Consider the following 19,667-nt stretch of genomic DNA (forward strand, 5'->3'; position numbering starts at 1 on the left):
CATGACCAGCACGATATGCCCTTGGCTCACCATCGTCGGCATTGGCGAGGATGGACTCGCCGGGCTGAGCGAAACGGCGCGTCAGGCGATCGAAGAGGCACGTCTGCTCTTCGGCGGCGCACGGCATCTGGCGCTTGTCCCGGAGCGTCCCGGTCAGGAGCGCTATCCCTGGCCGAGTCCGTTCGAGCCGGCCTATGAGCAACTTCTGGCCCGGCGCGGTCAGCCGGTGTGCGTGCTCGCGAGCGGCGATCCGATGTTCTTCGGGATCGGTGCGACGCTGGCGCAACGCCTGCCGCCCGAGGAACTGCGCATCCTGCCCGCACCCTCGTCGATCTCGCTGGCGGCGGTGCGGCTGGGCTGGGCCTTGCAGGACGTCACCGTGATCCCGGCGCATGGACGCCCGCCGGCGCGCGTCAATCTGCATCTGGCACCCGGCGCGCGGCTGCTGGTGCTTTCCGCCGATGGCTCGACACCGGGCCAACTGGCCGCACAACTGAAGGCGCGTGGCTATGGCCCGAGCCGGATGACAGTGCTGGAACGGCTTGGCGGCGCGTTCGAGCGCCGGTTGGAAAGTACCGCGGCTGAGTGGGACGCCGGCGTCGAGGACTGTGCCGCGCTCAATCTGATCGCGGTCGAGTGCCGGGCCGATCCGGACGTCCTACCCCTGTCGCGCCGTGTCGGACTCCCGGATGCGGCCTATGAACACGACGGCCAACTGACCAAGCGCGATGTGCGCGCCGTGACCCTGGCGCGTCTGGCCCCCAGGCCGGGCGAACTGCTGTGGGACGTCGGCGCCGGCTGCGGCTCGATCGGGATCGAATGGATGCGCGCCGACGAACGTTGCCGCGCCATCGCCATCGAGTCGGACGCCGGACGCCGCACGCTCATCGAACGCAATCGCGACGCGCTCGGCGTGCCCGATCTGAGGCTGGTCACCGGACGCGCGCCCGAGGCACTGGAAGGCTTGGAAGCGCCCGACGCTATCTTCATCGGCGGCGGACTCACGGTCGCGGGTGTGGCCGAGCGTTGCTGGTCGGCGCTCAAACCCGGCGGACGGCTGGTGGCCAACGCGGTCACGATCCAGAGCGAAGCCTTCCTCGTCGATCTGCGTGCGCGCATCGGCGGCGAACTGACGCGGATCTCGGTCGCGCATGCTTCACCGCTCGGGCGCTTCGACGGCTGGCGCACCGCCATGCCGGTCACGCTCCTGACCGCCGTCAAGCCGCGCTGAACGCGGTCGCCATGATGAAACGCGCCTCATCGAGCCTGCAGGGACTGATCTATCGCCACTATCTCAAGAGCGCCCTGATCCCGATGCTGGCCATCGAACTGGTGCTCCTGACGCTCTATTTCGGCATCAATACTCTACATCTCCTCGCGCAACCAGGACATGCTGCTCCAGGAGGTCGAGAACAACCTGCTGACGATCACCACCATCGAGGCCGGGAGCATCGACAGTCAGCTCGGCGAGGTCGCGCGTTTCACCCAATTGCTGCAGCACGCGCAGGAGTTCATGATCGTCTGTCCCCGGATCGATCGCGACGGCATCGAACAAGCGGCCGAGAAACTGCGTCTGAGCATTGCCGGGCATGATTTCCCGATCGTCGACCGGGCGACGGCGAGTTTCGGGATGACGCTCGCGCGTCCCGGTGAATCCATGAGCGCGCTGATCGCGCGTGCCGACTCAGCGCTCTACGCGGCCAAGGAGGCCGGGCGCAATCGCGTCCATTCCGCCGACTGAACGTCCCTGCGCGGGAACGAACGACATCACTGCTGGGAGTCCATGGTTTGACCCAAGAACTGCGTATCGGAGTGAACGGCCTGAACTGCGCGTCCTGTGTGGCGCGGGTCGAGCGTGTCATCGTCAATCATCCTGGCGTCGAATCAGCCGAGGTCAATCTGGCCTCGGGGCTGGCCCTGGTGCGTTTCGAGCAGACCTCGGTGCCTGAGCTGCTGGAAGCGATGCGCGCGGCCGGCTATGCGCCCGTGACCGAGTCGATCACGCTCGGCATCGGCGGGCTGAAATGCGCCTCGTGCGTGGCGGGTGTCGAGCGTCGGCTACGGGCGTTGTCGGGCGTGCTGGAGGCCGATGTCAATCTGAGCACCGAGTCGGCCAAGGTCGTCTATCTGCCGGCTACGGTGAGCCGCGAGCGCCTCGCCCAGAGCATCCGCGCGGCGGGCTATGAGGCGCGTCTGCCCGACCAGCCGCAGGAGAGCGACGAGACCCGGCAGGCACGCGAACTCGGCCGGCTCAAGCGCGATCTGTTGTTCGCCGCCGCCCTGAGTCTGTCGCTGCTGCTCGTCAGCATGGGACCGATGCTCCTGCCCGGACTGCACGGACTCATGGAACGGCTGGCGCCCATGGTCTTCTGGCATTGGCTGGAATGGCTGCTGGCCACGCCGGTCGTGTTCTGGTCGGGTCGGCGTTTCTTCAGCCGGGGCGTGAAGGAACTCACGCAGTTCAGTCCGGGCATGGACAGTCTGGTGATGCTCGGCAGTGGCGCGGCCTATGGGTATTCGCTGCTGGCCCTGACGCTGCCGCAACTCTTCCCGGCCGGGAGCGCGCATCTCTATTTCGAGGCCGCCGCCGTCATCGTCTCCCTGATCCTGTTCGGCCGGTATCTGGAGGCGATCGCCAAGGGCCGCACCTCGCAGGCGATCCGGCGTCTGCTCCATCTCCAGCCGCCGACCGCGCGCGTGCTCGACGCCGAGGGCGAGACCGAGATCCCGGCCGAAGCCGTGGTGCCGGGCGATGTGCTGCTGGTGCGTCCGGGCGAGCGCATTCCGGTCGACGGTACCCTGATCGAGGGTGCGAGCCATGTCGATGAGTCCATGATCAGCGGTGAGCCGACGCCGGTGCGCAAGGAACCGGGGGATGCGGTCATCGGCGGCACGCTCAACCAGACCGGCACCTTCCGCTATCGCGCCACGCACGTCGGCGCCGACTCGGTGCCGGCGCGTATCGTCCGGCTCGTGCAGGAAGCGCAGTCCGGCAAGCCGCCGATCCAGCGGCTGGCCGATCGCATCGCAGCGGTGTTCGTGCCGATCGTCATGGGGATCGCGCTCCTGACCTTCGGCGTCTGGCTGTGGCTGGGACCGGAGCCGGCGCTCAATCATGCCTTCGTCGCCGCCGTCAGCGTGCTCCTGATCGCCTGTCCCTGTGCTATGGGGCTGGCGACCCCGACCGCGATCCTGGTCGCCAGCGGGCGCGGGGCCGGTCTGGGGCTGCTGTTTCGGCAGGGCGCGGCGCTGGAGACCCTGGCACGGGTCGATACTGTGGTGTTCGACAAGACCGGCACCCTGACCGAGGGGCGACCCATGCTGACCGAGCTGACGGCCTTCGGTCCGGATGAGAACGCGGCACTGGCACTGGCGGCCTCCGTCGAGCGACACAGCGAGCATCCGCTCGGTGCAGCCATCGTCGCCGCAGCGCGGGCGCGTGGTCTGACCCTGAGCGAAGCGGATGAGGTCGAGGCGCGACCCGGACTCGGCATCCGCGCGCGGGTCGCCGGCCGGATGGTCGTCGTGGGCGCGCGGCGCTGGATGGAGGAGATCGGGGTGGATCTGGAGCCGACATCGAAGGGTGAGGGTCCGGCCGACTCAACGGCCACACTCATCCATGTCGCCGTCGATGGCGAGCTGGTCGCGGTGCTGGGCGTCTCCGACCCCATCAAATCCGGCAGCCGTGAGGCCATCGGGCGACTGGCCGAACAGGGTCTGGACGTCGCCCTGCTGACCGGCGACGGACGCCCCACCGCCGAGTCGGTCGCGCGCGAACTCGGCATCGGGCGCGTGCTGGCCGAGGTCATGCCCGCCGACAAGTCCGCTGAGATCGTGCGTCTGCAAGCCGAAGGGCGGCGCGTGGCCTTCGTCGGCGACGGCATCAACGACGCTCCGGCACTCGCCCAGGCCGATGTCGGCATCGCCATCGGCACCGGGACCGATATCGCCATCGAATCCGGCAGCGTGGTTCTGATGCGCGGCGACCCGCGCGGCGTGGCCGATGCCGTGGCACTGGCACGACGCACCCTGCGCACCATCCGGCTCAACTTCGTCTGGGCCTATGGCTACAACGTCGCGCTCATTCCGCTCGCCGCCGGGGTGTTCTGGCCCTTCACCGGCCGGCTGCTCGATCCCATGCTCGCCGCCGGTGCCATGAGTCTGTCGAGCCTGTTCGTCGTCACCAACAGTCTGCGGTTGCGCACGGCCCTGTCAGGCTGAGAACAGCGCCGCCGCCGCCCGAGGCGCGGACGGAAAATAGAGGTGCAGATAGCTGGCCTGGAGCGATCCCAGACGATAGACGGGTTCGCCCGCCTGCCCGTCGCGCCGGCGTCGGCTGAAGGCGACCGGCGCGACCGGCGTCTCCATGGTCGAATGATGGAAGCTGTGACCGCGCAGCCGACCGAGCGGCGTGTCGAGCGACTGCATCCCGAGTCCGGCCAGACGCGCCTGCATCCGGCCGCGTCCCGGCAACAGCCCGGCCAGATCCGCGCCCTGCCCCGTCTTGTCGGTCAGATGCTCCAGCAGATAGAGCATCCCGCCGCACTCGGCATAGAGCGGACGACCGGCGTCGACATGGGCGCGCAGGGCGCGCTTCATACTCGTATTGGCGGCGAGCGCCTGGAGATGCAGCTCGGGATAGCCGCCGGGCAGATAGATGGCATCGGCGCCGACGTCCGGGTCGGCGAGCGGCGAGAAGAAGCTGAGTTCCGCCCCCAGCGCTTCGAGCAGACGCAGATTGTCGGCATAGAGGAAGGAGAAGGCCGCATCACGCGCGACCGCGATCCGGCGTCCGGCGAGCCAGGGTTGCAGCGGTTCGGACTCGGATTCGGATGCACACTCGGACAAGGACGGCGGCGCGAAGGCCACGGGTTCCGGTAGCTCGGCGAGCACCAGCCCGGCGAGCCGATCGGCCGCCGCATCGAGCCGGCGGTCCAGATCCGCGATCTCTGCCGCCTGGACCAACCCCAGATGCCGACTCGGCAACGCGGCCTCGGTCAGACGCGGGATGGCACCCAGATAACGCACCGACTCCGGCACCCCAGCCGCGATCATCTCGGCATGTCGGGCACTGCCGACCTGATTGGCCGCGATCCCGGCGAAACGCAGCGACGGCCGATAGCTCGCCAGCCCCAGCGCCAGCGCGCCGAAGGTCTGACCCATGCCGCGCGCATCGATCAGGGCCGCGACCGGCAGCCCGAAGGTCTCGGCCAGATCCGCACCCGAGGGCGAGCCGTCGAACAGCCCCATCGCCCCCTCGACCAGGATCAGATCCGCCTCGCCCGCCGCCTCGTAGAGCTTGTGCCGACACAGCGCCTCGCCGACCATCCACAGATCCAGCGGCCCGACCTCGGCACCGCCGGCGCGTGCCAGGATCATGGGATCGAGAAAATCCGGCCCGGTCTTGAACACCCGCACCCTCCGCCCGAGCCGGCGATGATGACGGGCGAGCGCCGCGACCACAGTGGTCTTGCCCTGACCGGACGAGCAGGCGGTGAGGAAGAGCGCAGGACAGTGGCGGATGACGGAGTCCGACATGGATTACAACTGTTACCTCATACCTTGCGCCGCACGCACCATCGCCAGACAACGATCAGGCGGATCGAGTCCGGCACCGGCACTCACACCGAGCCCCCGAAATCCGCTTTGCCCGCCTGCACCCGATCCAGCACCCCACGCACACTGGCCACCAACCGCTCGATCGGCTTCTTGTGCGCCCGGTACTTGAGCTTCAGCAACTCCATCTCGGCCCCCGCCTCCAGGATGAAGTCGTCACTGGTTTGGATGGCATCGACCAATCCCAGCTCGACCGCGCGCCGGCCGTGCCAATACTCGCCGGTCGCCACCCGCTCCAGATCCAGACTGGGCCGGTACTCGGAGACGAACGCCTTGAACAGCCGATGCGTCTCTTCCAACTGCTCGCGCAGCTTCTGGCGCCCCTCGTCCGTATTCTCGCCGAAGAGCGTCAGGGTGCGCTTGTACTCCCCGGCCGTATGCAGCTCGAAGTCCACACCATAGCGTTCGAGCAGGCGATGGAAGTTGGGCAGTTCGGCCAGCACCCCGATCGAGCCGATGACGGAAAAGGGCGCGGCGATGATGCGATCCGCGACACAGGCCATGAGATAACCGCCGCTGGCCGCCACCTTGTCGACGGCGATCGTGAGCGGAATCCCCTTGGCACGCAGTCGCGCCAGTTGCGAGGCCGCCAGTCCATGTTCGCTGACCATGCCGCCGGCATTGTCGAGCCGCACCAGCACCTGATCGCCTTCGCGCGCCTCCTGGAGCAGGGTCGTCACCAGCACCCGCAGCGCGCTGACCTCGCTGGCGCGAATGTCTCCATTGAACTCGATGATGAACAACCGCCGCTGCTCCTGATCGCCGGTCTTCTCGCGTTCCTTCTCGCGCTTGCGCTCCTGCTTGAGAAACGCCTTGTACTCTTTCTCCGGCAGCGAGATTTCTTTGAGCGCGTAACTGAGCGAGCGATAACGCGCCTTGAGATCCGTGATCTCCAGTTGCTCGCGCTGCAGGCCGCCGCCGGCGCGCACGCGCAACGCCAGCACGATCAGCACCGCGATCCCGGCCAGCAGGGTCAGGGTCTTGGCCAGGAAGAAGAGATAGTCGATCGATGACTCCAGAAACAATTCCAGCATGGGCAAAGAACCTTCCAAGGTGAAATGGGCCGCGACTCACACCGCGATCGGTGCGCGAATCGCCGGATGCGGATCGTACCCCTGGATCTCGATGTCCTCGAAGCCATAGTCGAACAGCGTCGCCGGTCGGCGCTTGAGCACCAGACGCGGCAGCGTACGCGGCTCGCGTCCGAGCTGGGCGTGGACGATCTCCGGGGTCAGATGATTGCGATACAGATGCAGATCGCCGAAGGTATGGATGAACTCACCCGGCTCCAGATCGCACTGCTGGGCGATCAGGTGCGTGAGCAGCGCATAGCTGGCGATGTTGAACGGCACACCGAGAAAGAGATCGGCACTGCGCTGATAGAGCTGGCAGGACAGCCGCCCATCGGCGACATGGAACTGGAACAGACAGTGACAGGGCGCGAGCGCCATGCGTCCGGCGCGCACATTGTCCTGGGGGCTGAGCGTCTCGTCGGGCAGATCGGCCGGATTCCAGGCCGAGACCACCAGCCGGCGCGAGTGCGGTCGGGTGCGGATGGTCGCGACCAGTTCGGCGAGCTGATCGATTGCGCGTCCGTCCGGCGCCGGCCAGGCACGCCACTGCGCCCCATAGATCGGGCCGAGCGCGTCATGCTCCGTCGCCCACTCGTCCCAGATGCGGATGCCGTGTGCACGCAGCCAGCCGTTATCGGTCGAGCCGGACAGGAACCACAGCAGCTCGCCCACCACGCTCTTGAAATGCACGCGCTTGGTGGTCAGCAGCGGAAAGCCCTCGGCCAGATCGAACCGCACCTGCCGCCCGAAGACCGCGCGCGTCCCCACACCTGTACGGTCGGCCTGATCCCGGCCGTTGGCGATGACGTCGCGCAGAAGATCCAGATAGACCTGCATCGCGGTCAGACCGTCGCCGGGCCGAGCAGCAGCGAGCGCCCGTCCATGACCTCGGGAATCGGAATGCCCATCAGATTGAGCACCGTCGGCGCGATGTCCTTGATCCCGCCGCCGATGGCCAGCCGCCAGGGCACCTCGTCGACGATCAGACAGGGCACCGGATAGAGACTGTGCTGGGTGTGCGGATCGCCCGTGACCGGATCGACCAGCTCGTCGCAGTTGCCGTGGTCGGCGGTGAGGATCACCGAATAGCCGCCCGCGACCGCCGCGTCCATCACCCGCCCGGCCTCGCGATCCAGTACCTCGACCGCCGCGATCACCGCCTCGCGCACCGCCGTGTGCCCGACCATGTCGCCATTGGCGAAGTTGACGACGATGAAGGGATAGACCTGCTGCCCGATGGCCGCGATCACGGCATCGGCCACCTCGGGCGCGCTCATCTCGGGCTTGAGGTCATAGGTCGCGACCTTGGGCGAGGGGATGAGCACCCGCTCCTCGCCCGGATAGGGTTCGTCACGCCCGCCATTGAAGAAGAAGGTGACATGGGCGTATTTCTCGGTCTCGGCGCAATGGAACTGCGGCAGACCGTCGTTGCTCAGCACCTGACCGAGCGTGATCTTAGGCATGTCGTGATCGAAGGCGATCGGCAGACCGTACCACTGGTCGTACTCCATCATGCAGGTCACTTTGACCCCAGTGACGCCACGCCGGTCGAAGTGCTCGAAATCCGGCTTGAACAGCGCCGAGACCAGTTGGCGCGGCCGATCCTTGCGGAAATTGAAGTGGATGACCTGATCGCCGCTCCGGATGGTCTCGCCGCCCTCGATCAGGGTCGGACGGATGAACTCGTCGTCCTCGCCTTCGGCATAGGCGGCTTCGATGGCCGCGCGCGCACTCTCTGCCCGACGCCCTTCCCCATCGACCAGCGCACGCCAGGCCAGCTCGGTGCGCTCCCAGCGGTTGTCGCGATCCATGGCGTAATACCGGCCCGAAACGCTGGCGATCCGGCCGCCGGCCACTTCGAGCGCATTCTCGACGCTCTTGAGATAATTCAGCGCCGAGCGCGGCGGGGTGTCGCGTCCATCGGTGAACATATGCACCATGGGGCGCGCGCCCTGATATTTGCACAGCTTGATCAGGGCGTTGAGATGATGGACATGGCTGTGCACGCCGCCGTCCGAGACCAGCCCCATCAGATGCAGCGGACGGTTCTGAGCCGCCGCCGCCTGCGCCGCCGCGACCAGGGCGCGGTTCTCGTAGAAACTGCGGTCGGAGATGGCCTGATCGATCAGCACCAGATCCTGACGCACCACACAGCCGGAACCGAGCGTCATGTGCCCGACCTCGGAATTGCCCATCTGACCGTCCGGCAGTCCGACCGACAGCCCGGATGCCTGGATGGCCGTGTGCGGATGGGTCGAGAAATAGCGATCCAGATTGGGCGTGCGCGCGATCGCCACGGCATTGTTGGCCTTGGACGGATTCAGACCGAAGCCGTCGAGGATGATCAGGACGACGGGACGGCGTGGGACGTTCTTCATCAGTGACTCCGCGAGAAACTCGACCCTTCCGGGCCGGGAGCGAGCGTGTTCGTCGACCGTCATGATCCGGCTGTCGGCCCACTCGCAAAATCGGCTATTCTAAACGGCCTCCGACCTCATCGCCCGACTTTAAATTCCTGCCTCCATGACCACACGGCCCCATCGCCCCCGCCCAGACGACACCCAGCCCGCACGCGACCCCTTCGTCGACTGGGTGCGCGAGGCCACGCCCTATATCCACGCCCATCGCAGCCGGATCTTCGTCATCGCCTTCGGCGGCGAGGCGGTGGCCGACGCGCGCTTCCCCGAGCTGGTGCACGACATCGCCCTGCTGCACGGACTCGGTATCCGGCTGGTGCTGGTGCATGGCGCGCGGCCCCAGATCGAGCAGCGTCTTCGCGATCAGGGAGCCGAACTGCGCTATGTCAACGGTCTGCGCGTCACCGACGACCGCGCACTCGCCTGCGTCAAGGAAGCGGCCGGCATGGTGCGGGTCGAGATCGAGGCCCTGCTGTCGCTGGGGCTGGCCAACTCACCCATGGCCGGGGTACGCATCCCGGTGGTCTCGGGCAACTTCATCACCGCCCGTCCGCTCGGGGTCATCGACGGGGTCGACTATGCCCATACCGGCGCGGTGCGCCGCGTCGATCATCGCACCCTGCGCCTGCTGCTCGATCAGGGCATGGTCGCCCTGATGCCGCCGCTCGGCTACTCGCCCACCGGCGAGGTCTTCAATCTGAGCGCGGCGGATGTGGCGCGCAGTGCCGCCGTCGCCCTGGGCGCCGACAAGCTGATCTTCCTGACCGAATGCGCCGAGACCAGCCAACGACCGCCACTGGCGCCGAACCTGCTCGCGCGCGACGTCGATGCCCTGCTGGCGGCCGAGACGCTCCCCGACGAACTCGCGACCTGTCTGCGTGCCGGCGCCGAGGCCTGCCGCCACGGTATCCGCCGCGTACATCTGGTCGAGCGCGGCGACCCTGGCGCGCTGTTGCGCGAACTCTTCACCCACGACGGCAGAGGGACGCTCATCTCAGCCGAACCCTACGAGGATCTGCGCCCGGCGCGCATCGACGACGTGACCGGCATCCTGGAACTCCTGCGCCCGATGGAAGAGCGCGGCGTGCTGGTGCGCCGTTCACGCGAACGCCTCGAAACCGAGATCGAGCGCTTCCACATCACCGAGCGCGACGGGCTCGTCACCGCCTGCGCCGCCCTCTACCCCTATCCGGACGACGACATGGCTGAACTCGCCTGTCTGGCCGTCCACCAGGACTATCGCGGCGGGCGGCGCGGCGAGCGGCTGCTGGAGCATATCGAGCGACTGGCACGCGCCCAGGGCATCCGCCGGCTGTTCGTGCTCACCACCCAGACCGCGCACTGGTTCCAGGAACGCGGCTTCCAGCCCGCCGGACTCGACGCCCTGCCGATGGAGAAGCGCGCCCTCTACAACTTCCAGCGCAACTCCAAGGTCTTCATCAAGCCGCTTTGAACCTGGACGCCGTTCGAGACACAAAGGAACCTTGGTTTTCGCATGATCGCTTCCGCTCAGTCCGCTCAAGCCATGACACGCAACGATTTTCGCTTCCCGGATGCGCTCTATCGGATGCTGCCACGTCTCGGGTTCGCCGCCCTCATGCTGCTGCCGGTCGTCCTGGCGATCGGACTATCAACCGATACCCAGGCACAGGAGACCCGCACTCAGACCGCGCTCCCGACAGGCACCGAGTCGACGTCCCTGCCCACCAAGGCCCGCATCGAGGAACAGCTCGCCGCGCTCGAATCGAGCAGCGGACTCGACGAGACGCTCAAATCCAGCCTGAGCGAACTCTACCGGCGCGCGCTCGCCAGTCTCGGCGACATCGAGAAGTTCGACGCACGCCTCTCTGAGCTGACCGAAGCGCTCAAGACCGCGCCCAAGCAGACCCAGGAACTCCAGAAGTCGCTGGAGCGTCGCTCGGCCGCCGGCGCATCCAAGCCGCCCGCACTCCCCAACGGCCTCACGACGGATCAGATCAGTCAGCAACTCAATCAGGTGCTCGCGGATGCCGCCGCGCACGAGATCCGCGTCAGCGAACTGAGCAAGCTCATCGACGCCGGTCAGACGCGACCGGCGACGGCGCGCGAGCGTCTGATCGTCATCAAGCAGGCCCTGGATACCCTGGACCGGGATCTCCAGCAGGTCACGCCCACGGGCGAGGCGCCCGAGCTGACCCAGGCCCGACGCTGGGCCTTGGAGACCCAGCGTCAGGCCCTGTGGAGTGAGGCACGGATGCTGGAACAGGAGTTGCTCGGGCATTCGGCCAATGAGGCCCTGATCAAGGTTCGACACGACCTGGCCACGATCGAGTTGCGCGATCTGCGCGCCCGACAGCGCGCACTCGAAGAGGCGCTGAGCGAACGGCGCGCCGAGCAGGCGCGCGCCGAGCAGCTCGCGTCCGAACGCGCCCAGCGCGAGGCCGAGGACAAGCATCCGCTGATTCGCGATTTGATCCGGCAGAACGCGGTCCTGACCGGGGCGCTCGGCGAGAGCACCCAGCGGCTCTCGGGACTGAGCGAAGAACTGGCACGGATCGAGGCCGAGCGCAAACGCATCGAAGAGGATTATCGCGGCGCCAAGCAGCGTCTGGAGGCGGCCGGTCTCACGCGCGCGCTCGGCCAGGTGCTGCTCGACCAGCGCAATCAACTGCCGGACCAGCGTCAGTATCGCGGTCAGATCCGCGCGCGTGAGAACCTGATCGCCGATGCCACATTGCGCCAGATCCGCTATCGCGAGGAGGATCGCCAACTGCGCGACCTCGATCGCTATCTCGAAGAGCTGGCGCTCACCGAACCGGACGTGCGGGCCAAGGACGTCCGTCCCGAGCTGCTGGAGGCGCTCAGACAGCGACGCAACCTGCTGCGCCAGGTCATCAAGAGCGAGGACGACTACATCCGCCGGCTCGGAGAACTGAACTATGCCGCCGAGCAGGTGGTGCTGGCGGCCAAGGGCTATGAGGACTTCCTGTCCGAGAATCTGCTCTGGGTCCGCAGCGCCGCCGCCATGGATCTGGAGACCCTGACGAATCTACCGGAGGCGCTCGGCTGGCTGGTCTCGGTGACGGGCTGGACGGAGGTGGCGCTGGCGCTCGGCGAACGCCTACGCCATTCCCCGCTCTTCTGGCTCGGTCTGGTGGTGAACCTCGCCCTGCTCTGGAAGAACCCGGCGCTGCGCCGCGCCATCCGTGCCCGCGCCGAACCCGTGCGGCGGGTACGCACCGACAGCATCCGCTTCACCCTGGAGGCCATAGGGCTGACGCTCATTGCTGCGTTGCCGGCGGCCTTCCTGTTCTGGCTCCTGGGCCAGCAACTGATGGTCTCGGGCGCGGCCACCGCCTATACGCGCGCCCTGGGCGCGGGTCTTACCCAGGTCGCCTTCGGACTCTACTGTCTGCGCTTCTTCCGCATCCTCTGCATGAACGGCGGCGTGGCCGACCGGCACTTTCGCTGGAAGGACCATACCCTGTCGCGTCTGCGCCGTGACTTCGGCTGGTTCACCCTGTACGTGATTCCGGTCGCGCTCGTCACCGTGGCGCTCTTCCAATACAACGACCCGATCTATATCAACAGTCTCGGGCGTCTGATGCTGATCGCCAGTATGCTGGGGGCGGCCGTCTTCTTCGCCCGTCTGCTCCATCCGGCTCAGGGGGCGATCAAGCACTTCCTGATCGATCATCCGGGCGGCTGGTTCTGCCGGCTGCGTCGACTCTGGTTCCCGCTGATCGTGAGTGTGCCGCTGTCGCTGGCGGTGCTGGCGGCGGTCGGTTATCTCTATACCGCCGGGGTGCTGTTCCAGTCGCTGGTCTATCAACTCTGGGTCGTGCTGGGCCTGATCGTGGTGCATCAGAGCGTCGTGCGCTGGCTGAGCATCACGCGCCGGCGCATTGCCCTGCAGGCCGCACTGGAGCGTCAGGCGGCACGCCGTGCCCAGGCCGAGGGCGGCGAGCGCGGCGAGTCGAGTGCAGTGCCCGATGTCTTCCAGGTCGATGAGGCCGAGCCGGATCTGGCCGCACTCGACGAGCAGACCCGGCGTCTGATCAATGCCGCGATCTTCATGGCGGGCGTCATCGGATTGTGGGCGACCTGGTCGGAGGTGCTGCCTGCCTTCAGCGTGCTAAAACGCTTCGCGCTCTGGCATTACAGCGGCCTCGTCGACGGCGCCGAGCAGCCGATCCCCGTCACCGTAGCCGACATCGGCGTGGTGATCCTGATCCTCGTCGTGGCGACCATCGCCGCGCGCAACCTGCCCGCGCTGCTCGAAATCCTGCTGTTGCAGAGCAATACGCTCTCGGCCGGTGCACGCTACACCATCAAGACCCTGTCGAGCTATCTGATCACCACCTTGGCCTTCCTGATGGCCTTCGCCACCCTCGGCCTCCAGTGGGGGCAGATCCAATGGCTGGTCGCCGCACTCGGCGTGGGTATCGGCTTCGGCTTGCAGGAGATCATCGGGAACTTCATCAGCGGACTCATCATCCTGTTCGAGCGCCCGGTGCGTGTCGGCGACATCGTGACCATCGGCGACACCACGGGTGTCGTGACCAACATCCGCATCCGCGCCACCACCATCCGCAACTGGGACAAACAGGAACTGCTGGTGCCGAACAAGGAGTTCATCACCGGACGGCTGCTCAACTGGACGCTCACCGATCAGATGAACCGAATCAGCATTCCGGTCGGGATCGAGTACGGCAGTGATCCGCGCAAGGCGCTGGAACTGCTGGCGCGCATCGCCGAAGAGCACGAGCGCATCCTGGACGATCCGGCACCGCTGGTCGGTTTCGATGGGTTCGGAGACAATGCCCTGCTGTTGGTACTGCGCTGTTACATGGATTCGCTCGACGGACGCATCGGGGTCATCACCGAGCTGAACCAGACGATCTACGACACCTTCAGGGCCGAGGGGATTCAGATCGCCTTCCCACAACGCGAAGTGCGTCTCTACACGAGCGAGCCGCTCGACATCCGACTGCATGGAGACATGGAATCGGCCGGCAAACGCCTCCGGCTGACCAAGACGCGCGCGCCGGGTCGGAGACGCTGACGTACGCCGGCTCGCGCCTGAGGAATGATCGGGGATGGCCGGGCGGCGTGTGTCGACGCCGCCCGGCGACAGGATTCAGCCCAATTCGTCGAAATCGGGATCGTCGAGCAGTTCGCGCAGGCGCTTGATCTCGCGCATGTGCTCGATGCGGCGGCGCACGTCCAGACTGGCCGACTGGCCGCGCGATTCGTTTGACAGGATAGGCGGGACGCGCTCCAGGAGCTCATCACCATAGCCGACTTCGGGATCCAGCATCTCCTTCTTACCTCGGGGATTGAACGATAACGAGACGATCATGATAGAGGCGCCATATAGCGGATTTGGCGCGGGCGCGACAGTCGATTTGATCAATCCTTTCGATTGAATCTATGAATTTCGTCAATCAGTGAACCGAGACGCCCTGGAACGGCGTCGATCGATGTACCGACTTGGGAACCACGCTTCATGCCCGATCAAACCCTGATGCACCTGCTCCTGCTGCTCGGCGCGGCGATCGCGCTGGTCTGGACCTTCCAGCGTCTGCAAGCCCCGCCCGTACTCGGCTATCTGCTGGTCGGCGTGCTGCTCGGCCCCTATACGCCCGGCCTGGTGATCGAGGGCGATCAACTGCGGCTGCTGGCCGAATATGGGATCGTCTTCCTGCTGTTCACGATCGGACTGAGTTTTTCACTGCCGCAATTGCAGGCGCTGCGTCACACGGTGCTGTGGTTGGGGACGGCGCAGGTCGTGCTGACGACCGCCCTGGTCGCGGTACTCGCCTGGCGGCTCGGTCTGTCGCCGGTCGCGGCCTTCGTCGTCGGCGCGGTCTTCGCCCAGTCCTCGACCACCATCATCAGCAAGCTGCTGGAGGAACAGCGCGAGGAGCAGAGCCGTCATGGACGCCTGGGGCTGGCGATGTCGGTGTTCCAGGACGTCACCGCCGTGCCCTTTGTCGTCATCATCCCGGTGCTGGGGCCGGCGGTCGGGGCCGAAGCCATCGCGCTCTCGCTCGGCTGGGCGATGGTCAAGGCGGCGCTGGCGCTGGCGCTGGTCTATGTCGCCGGGCGGCGGTTGCTGCGTCCGCTCTTCCATCTGATCGTGGCGCGCCGCTCCACGGAGCTGTTCACGCTCACGGTGCTGTTCGTCTCGCTCGCGGCGGCCTGGATCACCGGCAGTCTGGGGTTGTCGATGGCCTTCGGCGGCTTCCTGGTCGGGATGATGCTCGGCGACACCGAGTTTCGGCATCAGATCGAGTCGGCCATCCGGCCCTTCCGGGACGTGCTGCTCGGACTCTTCTTCGTCGGGATCGGGATGCTGTTCGATCTGTCGGCCTTGCCGGATGTCTGGCACCTGGCGCTCGGCGGCGCGCTGGCGCTGCTGGTCCTCAAGGCGCTGGTGGTGGCCCCGATCGTCCGGTTGAGCGGAACCGATGCGCGGACGGCCTGGCGCGCGGCGCTGCTGCTGGCGGTCGGCGGTGAATTCGGCTTCGCGCTGCTGGCCATCGCGCTGCAATCGGGCACCATCGCCGGCCGCGTCGAACAGGTCGCGCTGATGTCGGTCCTGCTGTCGATGGTGATCGCACCCTTCCTGATCCGTCACAACGGCGCGATCGCCGACCGGCTCACGCGCTCGGGAGCACGGGCGGACGAGGCCGAGTCCGGGTCTCAGCCGCTCAACATCGCCGACCTGCGCGACCATGTCATCATCTGCGGTTATGGACGGGTCGGGCATACGGTCGCGACCCTGTTGCATACCAGCGCCGTGCCCTTCGTGGCGTTCGATGCCGATCTGACGCGGGTGGCGCGTGGACGCGGGGATGGCTATCCGGTGTTCTATGGCGATGTCGCGGATGTCGGACTCTTCGCCGCCGCGCATGGCGAGCGTGCGGCCCTGGTGGTCGTGACCATCGATCAGGCCGACACGGCCTGGCGCACGGTGTCCTTTCTGCGCGCGCACTACCCGCATCTCCCGATCATCGCCCGCGCGCGCGATCTGGAGCAGAGCGCGCGTCTGATCGCGGCCGGAGCGACGTGCGCCTATCCGGAAGCGATCGAGGCCAGTCTAAGGCTCGGGGCCACGGCCCTGAGTCTGGTCGGGGCCGCGCCCGATAACGTGGATCTGCTGATCCAGGACGTTCGCGACAGCGACTATCGGCTGGTCAGTGAGGACGATCGGGCGCGCCGCCCGGACGCGCGGGTGGATTCCGGCTTGACGGACTCGCCCCCTTGACCTATTCGACGACTCGTCCCTCCGGACAGCGCACCATAGGACTTCGCCTCATGGCTGACTCAGACGCGCAATCGGCTCGACAAGCTACACCGGCGGCCCGTGCCGACGGCGGATGAGTACCTCGCACGCATTGGCCGTGGTTCGTTCGGCCACCTCGGACGGTTCCAGATCGCGCAGACGCGCCAGCGCCTCCAGCACCTCGGGCAGGTATTCCGGACTGTTGCGCTCGCCCTGATGCGAGGCGACCGTCATGTCCGGCGCATCGGTCTCCAGCACCAGGGCTTCGAGCGGCAGCTCGGTCGCCAGGCGCCTGAGTTTGCGCGAGCGCTCGAACGTCAGCATCCCCCCGAACCCCAGCTTGAATCCAAGCTCCAGATACTGATGGGCCTGCTGGAGACTGCCGTTGAACGCATGGGCGATGCCGCCCGCCGGCACCGGCCGGCGGCGCAGGAGCGCCAGCATCTCATCGTGCGCCTTGCGTACATGGAGCAGTACCGGCAGCCCCGCCGCGCGCGCGATCGCCAATTGGCGCTCCAGAAGCCGCGTCTGGCGCTCCGGGTCGAGTCCCGCGACATGATGGTCCAGCCCGATCTCGCCGATCGCGATCACGGCGCGTTCAGCCACCAGGGTTTCGAGCCGCGCCGGATCGGCATCCCGATGTGAATCCAGATAGACCGGGTGCAGACCCAGCGCCGGATACAGCCTCGGCCCATCCGGCGGCGCGGAGTCGCAGAGCGCCAGCAGCGCCTCCCAGCCGGCGGCGTCGATGGCGGGCACCACCAGGGCCTCGACCCCGGCCGCACGCGCACGCGCCAATACGTCCGCGCGATCGGCGTCGAACTCGGTCACATCGATATGGCAATGGGTGTCGATCAACATCGCATCGGTCGTCGCCGGTCGCCGGACGCGGTCGACTACCACATCAGATCGTCCGGCACCTGATACTCGGCATAGGGATCGTCGGGGTTCGACTCGTCACTGGCGCGATTGAGCACCAGCACCAGCGAGGCATCGCGCGCCTGGACGCGCTCGGCGATCTCGGCCGGGACCAGCTCGTAGAAGGTGTCCTGACGCACGATCGCCAGGCGCCCGCCGACCAGCTTGGCGTGCTGATCCTTGTTGACATAGAGCCGCTTGAGCGCGCTGCCGTCGGTGAAGTTGTAGGCCAGATCCCCGCCGTCGCGCACGACGCGATGGGTATGGATGAGCTGACGAATCTCGTTCTCGGCCGCGCGCCGCGCCGCCTCTTCCTGACGCTGACGATTGAGCTCACGGTCGCGCGCCAGTTTCTCGGCGCGCGCGCGCTCGGCGGCCTGGCGTGCCGCCTGCTCCTCGGCGGTCGGCTGACGACCGGTCTGCTTGACCTGTTTGCGCTTGTCCGAGCGTGTCTGCTTGAGCTTCTGCTCATTGACCAGGCCCGCTTTGAGCAGTTGCTCTTGTAATGAGTTACCCACGGCGAAGGGTCTCCGGGATCGAACGATGGTATAGAGTCGGGATCGCGAGAGGATCTACCAGCACGCCGCTGGAGGCAAGCCCGATCGGGCGAAAAGCGCCGGTGGTTTTGCCCGGACCGGGCGACGGTTACAATCCGGTTCCCGGTCTGCGAACCGACTCTCTACGAATACGCCAACCAATCTGGAGTGCATCCATGTCCCGTCCGCTTCTGTTCGCCGCGCTGATCGCCGCCCTGAGCCTGCCCGTCCAGGCCCCGGCCAATGAGGGTGTCGGCTTCGTCGACATGCAAAAGGTGCTTGAGGAGAGCAAGCTCGGCCAGCGTCTGCAGAAACAACTGCGCGACGAGTTCGAGCCGCGCACCAAGGGCTTCGCCGACGAGGAGCGCGAGATCGCCCGGATGCAGCAGGCCCTGGCCAAGGACAAGCCGCTGATGAGCAACGATCAGGTCGCCAAGAAGGAGCAGGAGATCAAGGCGCGCATCGAGGCCTATCAGAAGAAGACCCTGCCCATCCAGCAGGAACTGATGAAGGCCCAGCAGGAGAAGGGCCGCGAGATCCTGGCGCCGGCGCGTGAGGCCCTGAATACCGTCGCCAAGAAGAAGAAACTCGGCATGGTGTTCGAGCGCGGTGTCGGCGGACTGCTCTACATGGACGAGGGACTCGACATCACGCCCGATGTCATCGAGCAGATGGACGCCAAGACCAAGTGACCGCTCGTCGAGCGTATCCGTGACCGGACTGTTTCAGCGGGTCGCCACTGAGCTATACTCCGGGCGCCTCGGGCGTCCCGCTTCGCCCGAGGTCCGGATCGGCTCCGAGGCTCGTCCCGGAGTCACCCCTATCCCCACCGCGCGCGGCGAGACCGCGCCGGACCGCCTTAGAGGACCGGCCCCCATGCTTGGTGAATCACACGATCTGCTTCACGAATTCCCCGATCTCGAGCAGAAGATCGCCGCGTTGCGCGCCGACGACCCGGAATTCGCACGCCTCATGGACGAATACGACAGCCTCGACGCGCGCGTGCGCCGGATCGAGGAACTGGGCACGCCGGTGGCCGACGAGACCATCGAGGAGCTGAAGAAGCAGCGTCTGCATCTCAAGGACGCGCTCTACGACATGATTCGGGCCTGAAGACACCGTGGAGTTCCGGATCCTACCGGTCACCGGCTTCCAGCAGAACTGCACCCTGCTCTGGTGTGCGCGCACGCGCCGGGCGGCCATCGTCGATCCGGGCGGTGAGCCGGATCGCATCGAGGCGCTTCTGAACCGGCTCGAACTGGAGCCCGAGCGCATTCTGCTGACCCATGGTCATCTGGATCATGTCGGGGCGAGTGCCGAGCTGGCGCGGCGTCTGGCCATCCCCGTCGAGGGGCCGCATCCGGACGATGCCTTTCTGTTCCAGTCGCTGCCCGAGCAGTGCCGGATGTTCGGTTTTCCGCCGATCACGGTCTTCGAGCCGGATCGCTGGCTCCAGCCGGGCGAGCGGATCTCCGTCGGCGATGAGAGCCTGGAGGTCATCCATTGCCCCGGACACACGCCCGGACACATCGTCTTCTATCAGGCCGAATCACAACTGGCCCAGGTCGGCGACGTGCTCTTTCGCGGCTCGATCGGGCGTACCGACTTTCCGCGCGGCAACCATCGCCGGCTCCTCGACTCGATCCGTCAGCGGCTGTTTCCGCTCGGCGACGCGGTGCGCTTCATCCCCGGTCATGGTCCCATGTCGACCTTCGGTGAGGAGCGGCGCAGCAACCCCTTCGTCGGCGACTGACGTCTTCCAGATTGCCTGGGACTCGGCCCGCCGGCGCAACATGACGACGCCCAGCCCCTCGGATCCGGCTTGGGCACGAATTCT

General features: G+C 66.7%; 16 protein-coding genes. 9 read left to right on the forward strand and 7 right to left on the reverse strand.

What is annotated here, in order from left to right; all coding sequences use genetic code 11:
• The first annotated feature begins 1 nt into the window (after window position 1).
• From cbiE to Atep_RS10695, 3 genes are all read left to right on the forward strand, one after another.
• Window positions 2–1,231 (forward strand): precorrin-6y C5,15-methyltransferase (decarboxylating) subunit CbiE, encoded by a 1,230-nt coding sequence (cbiE, locus tag Atep_RS10685; protein WP_473697696.1) that lies wholly within the window; start codon window positions 2–4, stop codon window positions 1,229–1,231.
• Between the two features lie 159 nt (window positions 1,232–1,390).
• The gene (locus Atep_RS10690; RefSeq protein WP_213378510.1) at window positions 1,391–1,741 is read left to right on the forward strand and encodes a GGDEF domain-containing protein; all 351 of its coding nucleotides are present in this window, start codon (window positions 1,391–1,393) and stop codon (window positions 1,739–1,741) included.
• Between the two features lie 47 nt (window positions 1,742–1,788).
• Entirely contained in the window at window positions 1,789–4,221 is a 2,433-nt protein-coding gene (locus Atep_RS10695) for a heavy metal translocating P-type ATPase (protein ID WP_213378511.1), read from the forward strand.
• On the opposite strand, the gene Atep_RS10700 is transcribed toward Atep_RS10695, so the two are convergent.
• From Atep_RS10700 to gpmI, 4 genes are all read right to left on the reverse strand, one after another.
• Window positions 4,213–5,538, reverse strand: coding sequence for a cobyrinic acid a,c-diamide synthase CobB (locus Atep_RS10700; RefSeq protein ID WP_213378512.1), 1,326 nt, complete (start codon window positions 5,536–5,538; stop codon window positions 4,213–4,215). The genes Atep_RS10695 and Atep_RS10700 overlap by 9 nt on opposite strands.
• Window positions 5,539–5,621: 83 nt before the next feature.
• Window positions 5,622–6,650: a protease SohB gene (gene sohB, locus Atep_RS10705; protein ID WP_213378513.1), complete on the reverse strand. Its 1,029-nt coding sequence runs from the start codon at window positions 6,648–6,650 to the stop codon at window positions 5,622–5,624.
• 36 nt (window positions 6,651–6,686) lie between these two features.
• Window positions 6,687–7,526 (reverse strand): thymidylate synthase, encoded by an 840-nt coding sequence (locus Atep_RS10710; RefSeq protein ID WP_213378514.1) that lies wholly within the window; start codon window positions 7,524–7,526, stop codon window positions 6,687–6,689.
• Window positions 7,527–7,531: 5 nt separating this feature from the next.
• Window positions 7,532–9,067 carry a 2,3-bisphosphoglycerate-independent phosphoglycerate mutase gene (gpmI, locus tag Atep_RS10715; RefSeq protein ID WP_213378515.1) on the reverse strand — a complete coding sequence of 512 codons (1,536 nt, stop codon included), beginning with the start codon at window positions 9,065–9,067 and terminating at the stop codon, window positions 7,532–7,534.
• A 145-nt stretch (window positions 9,068–9,212) separates the two neighbouring features.
• On the opposite strand from gpmI, the gene argA reads away from it, so the two are divergent.
• Window positions 9,213–10,559 carry an amino-acid N-acetyltransferase gene (gene argA / locus Atep_RS10720; RefSeq protein ID WP_213378516.1) on the forward strand — a complete coding sequence of 449 codons (1,347 nt, stop codon included), beginning with the start codon at window positions 9,213–9,215 and terminating at the stop codon, window positions 10,557–10,559.
• Between the two features lie 42 nt (window positions 10,560–10,601).
• Window positions 10,602–14,150 carry a mechanosensitive ion channel domain-containing protein gene (locus tag Atep_RS10725; protein ID WP_236786141.1) on the forward strand — a complete coding sequence of 1,183 codons (3,549 nt, stop codon included), beginning with the start codon at window positions 10,602–10,604 and terminating at the stop codon, window positions 14,148–14,150.
• Between the two features lie 75 nt (window positions 14,151–14,225).
• On the opposite strand, the gene Atep_RS10730 is transcribed toward Atep_RS10725, so the two are convergent.
• A complete protein-coding gene (locus tag Atep_RS10730) occupies window positions 14,226–14,405 on the reverse strand; it encodes a PA3496 family putative envelope integrity protein (protein WP_213378517.1) in 180 nt (59 codons plus the stop codon).
• Between the two features lie 189 nt (window positions 14,406–14,594).
• Here Atep_RS10730 and Atep_RS10735 point away from each other — a divergent pair, with 189 nt between their 5' ends.
• Window positions 14,595–16,358, forward strand: coding sequence for a cation:proton antiporter (locus Atep_RS10735; RefSeq protein WP_213378518.1), 1,764 nt, complete (start codon window positions 14,595–14,597; stop codon window positions 16,356–16,358).
• Window positions 16,359–16,442: 84 nt separating this feature from the next.
• On the opposite strand, the gene Atep_RS10740 is transcribed toward Atep_RS10735, so the two are convergent.
• Both Atep_RS10740 and Atep_RS10745 read right to left on the reverse strand, forming a co-directional pair.
• A complete protein-coding gene (locus Atep_RS10740; RefSeq protein WP_213378519.1) occupies window positions 16,443–17,237 on the reverse strand; it encodes a TatD family hydrolase in 795 nt (264 codons plus the stop codon).
• A gap of 35 nt (window positions 17,238–17,272) precedes the next feature.
• Window positions 17,273–17,812, reverse strand: a complete 540-nt coding sequence (locus Atep_RS10745; RefSeq protein ID WP_213378520.1) for a DUF2058 domain-containing protein — start codon at window positions 17,810–17,812, stop codon at window positions 17,273–17,275.
• Window positions 17,813–18,006: 194 nt separating this feature from the next.
• Between Atep_RS10745 and Atep_RS10750 the strand changes: the two genes are divergently transcribed.
• From Atep_RS10750 to Atep_RS10760, 3 genes are all read left to right on the forward strand, one after another.
• Window positions 18,007–18,522 (forward strand): OmpH/Skp family outer membrane protein, encoded by a 516-nt coding sequence (locus Atep_RS10750; protein WP_213378521.1) that lies wholly within the window; start codon window positions 18,007–18,009, stop codon window positions 18,520–18,522.
• A gap of 184 nt (window positions 18,523–18,706) precedes the next feature.
• A complete protein-coding gene (locus Atep_RS10755) occupies window positions 18,707–18,943 on the forward strand; it encodes an HP1242/YdcH family protein (RefSeq protein WP_213378522.1) in 237 nt (78 codons plus the stop codon).
• A 7-nt stretch (window positions 18,944–18,950) separates the two neighbouring features.
• The gene (locus Atep_RS10760) at window positions 18,951–19,583 is read left to right on the forward strand and encodes an MBL fold metallo-hydrolase (RefSeq protein WP_213378523.1); all 633 of its coding nucleotides are present in this window, start codon (window positions 18,951–18,953) and stop codon (window positions 19,581–19,583) included.
• Window positions 19,584–19,667 lie beyond the last annotated feature (84 nt).

This window comes from Allochromatium tepidum (assembly GCF_018409545.1).
In the GTDB taxonomy this organism is placed as follows: domain Bacteria; phylum Pseudomonadota; class Gammaproteobacteria; order Chromatiales; family Chromatiaceae; genus Thermochromatium; species Thermochromatium tepidum_A.

Bases quoted from the DNA above. Each gene is read 5' to 3' on its own strand.
- cbiE (WP_473697696.1), top strand. From the start codon at position 2: ATGACCAGCACGATATGCCCTTGGCTCACCATCGTCGGCATTGGCGAG.
- Atep_RS10690 (WP_213378510.1), top strand. From the start codon at position 1,391: ATGCTGCTCCAGGAGGTCGAGAACAACCTGCTGACGATCACCACCATC.
- Atep_RS10700 (WP_213378512.1), bottom strand. From the start codon at position 5,538: ATGTCGGACTCCGTCATCCGCCACTGTCCTGCGCTCTTCCTCACCGCC.
- sohB (WP_213378513.1), bottom strand. From the start codon at position 6,650: ATGCTGGAATTGTTTCTGGAGTCATCGATCGACTATCTCTTCTTCCTG.
- Atep_RS10710 (WP_213378514.1), bottom strand. From the start codon at position 7,526: ATGCAGGTCTATCTGGATCTTCTGCGCGACGTCATCGCCAACGGCCGG.
- gpmI (WP_213378515.1), bottom strand. From the start codon at position 9,067: ATGAAGAACGTCCCACGCCGTCCCGTCGTCCTGATCATCCTCGACGGC.
- argA (WP_213378516.1), top strand. From the start codon at position 9,213: ATGACCACACGGCCCCATCGCCCCCGCCCAGACGACACCCAGCCCGCA.
- Atep_RS10725 (WP_236786141.1), top strand. From the start codon at position 10,602: ATGATCGCTTCCGCTCAGTCCGCTCAAGCCATGACACGCAACGATTTT.
- Atep_RS10730 (WP_213378517.1), bottom strand. From the start codon at position 14,405: ATGCTGGATCCCGAAGTCGGCTATGGTGATGAGCTCCTGGAGCGCGTC.
- Atep_RS10735 (WP_213378518.1), top strand. From the start codon at position 14,595: ATGCCCGATCAAACCCTGATGCACCTGCTCCTGCTGCTCGGCGCGGCG.
- Atep_RS10740 (WP_213378519.1), bottom strand. From the start codon at position 17,237: ATGTTGATCGACACCCATTGCCATATCGATGTGACCGAGTTCGACGCC.
- Atep_RS10750 (WP_213378521.1), top strand. From the start codon at position 18,007: ATGTCCCGTCCGCTTCTGTTCGCCGCGCTGATCGCCGCCCTGAGCCTG.
- Atep_RS10755 (WP_213378522.1), top strand. From the start codon at position 18,707: ATGCTTGGTGAATCACACGATCTGCTTCACGAATTCCCCGATCTCGAG.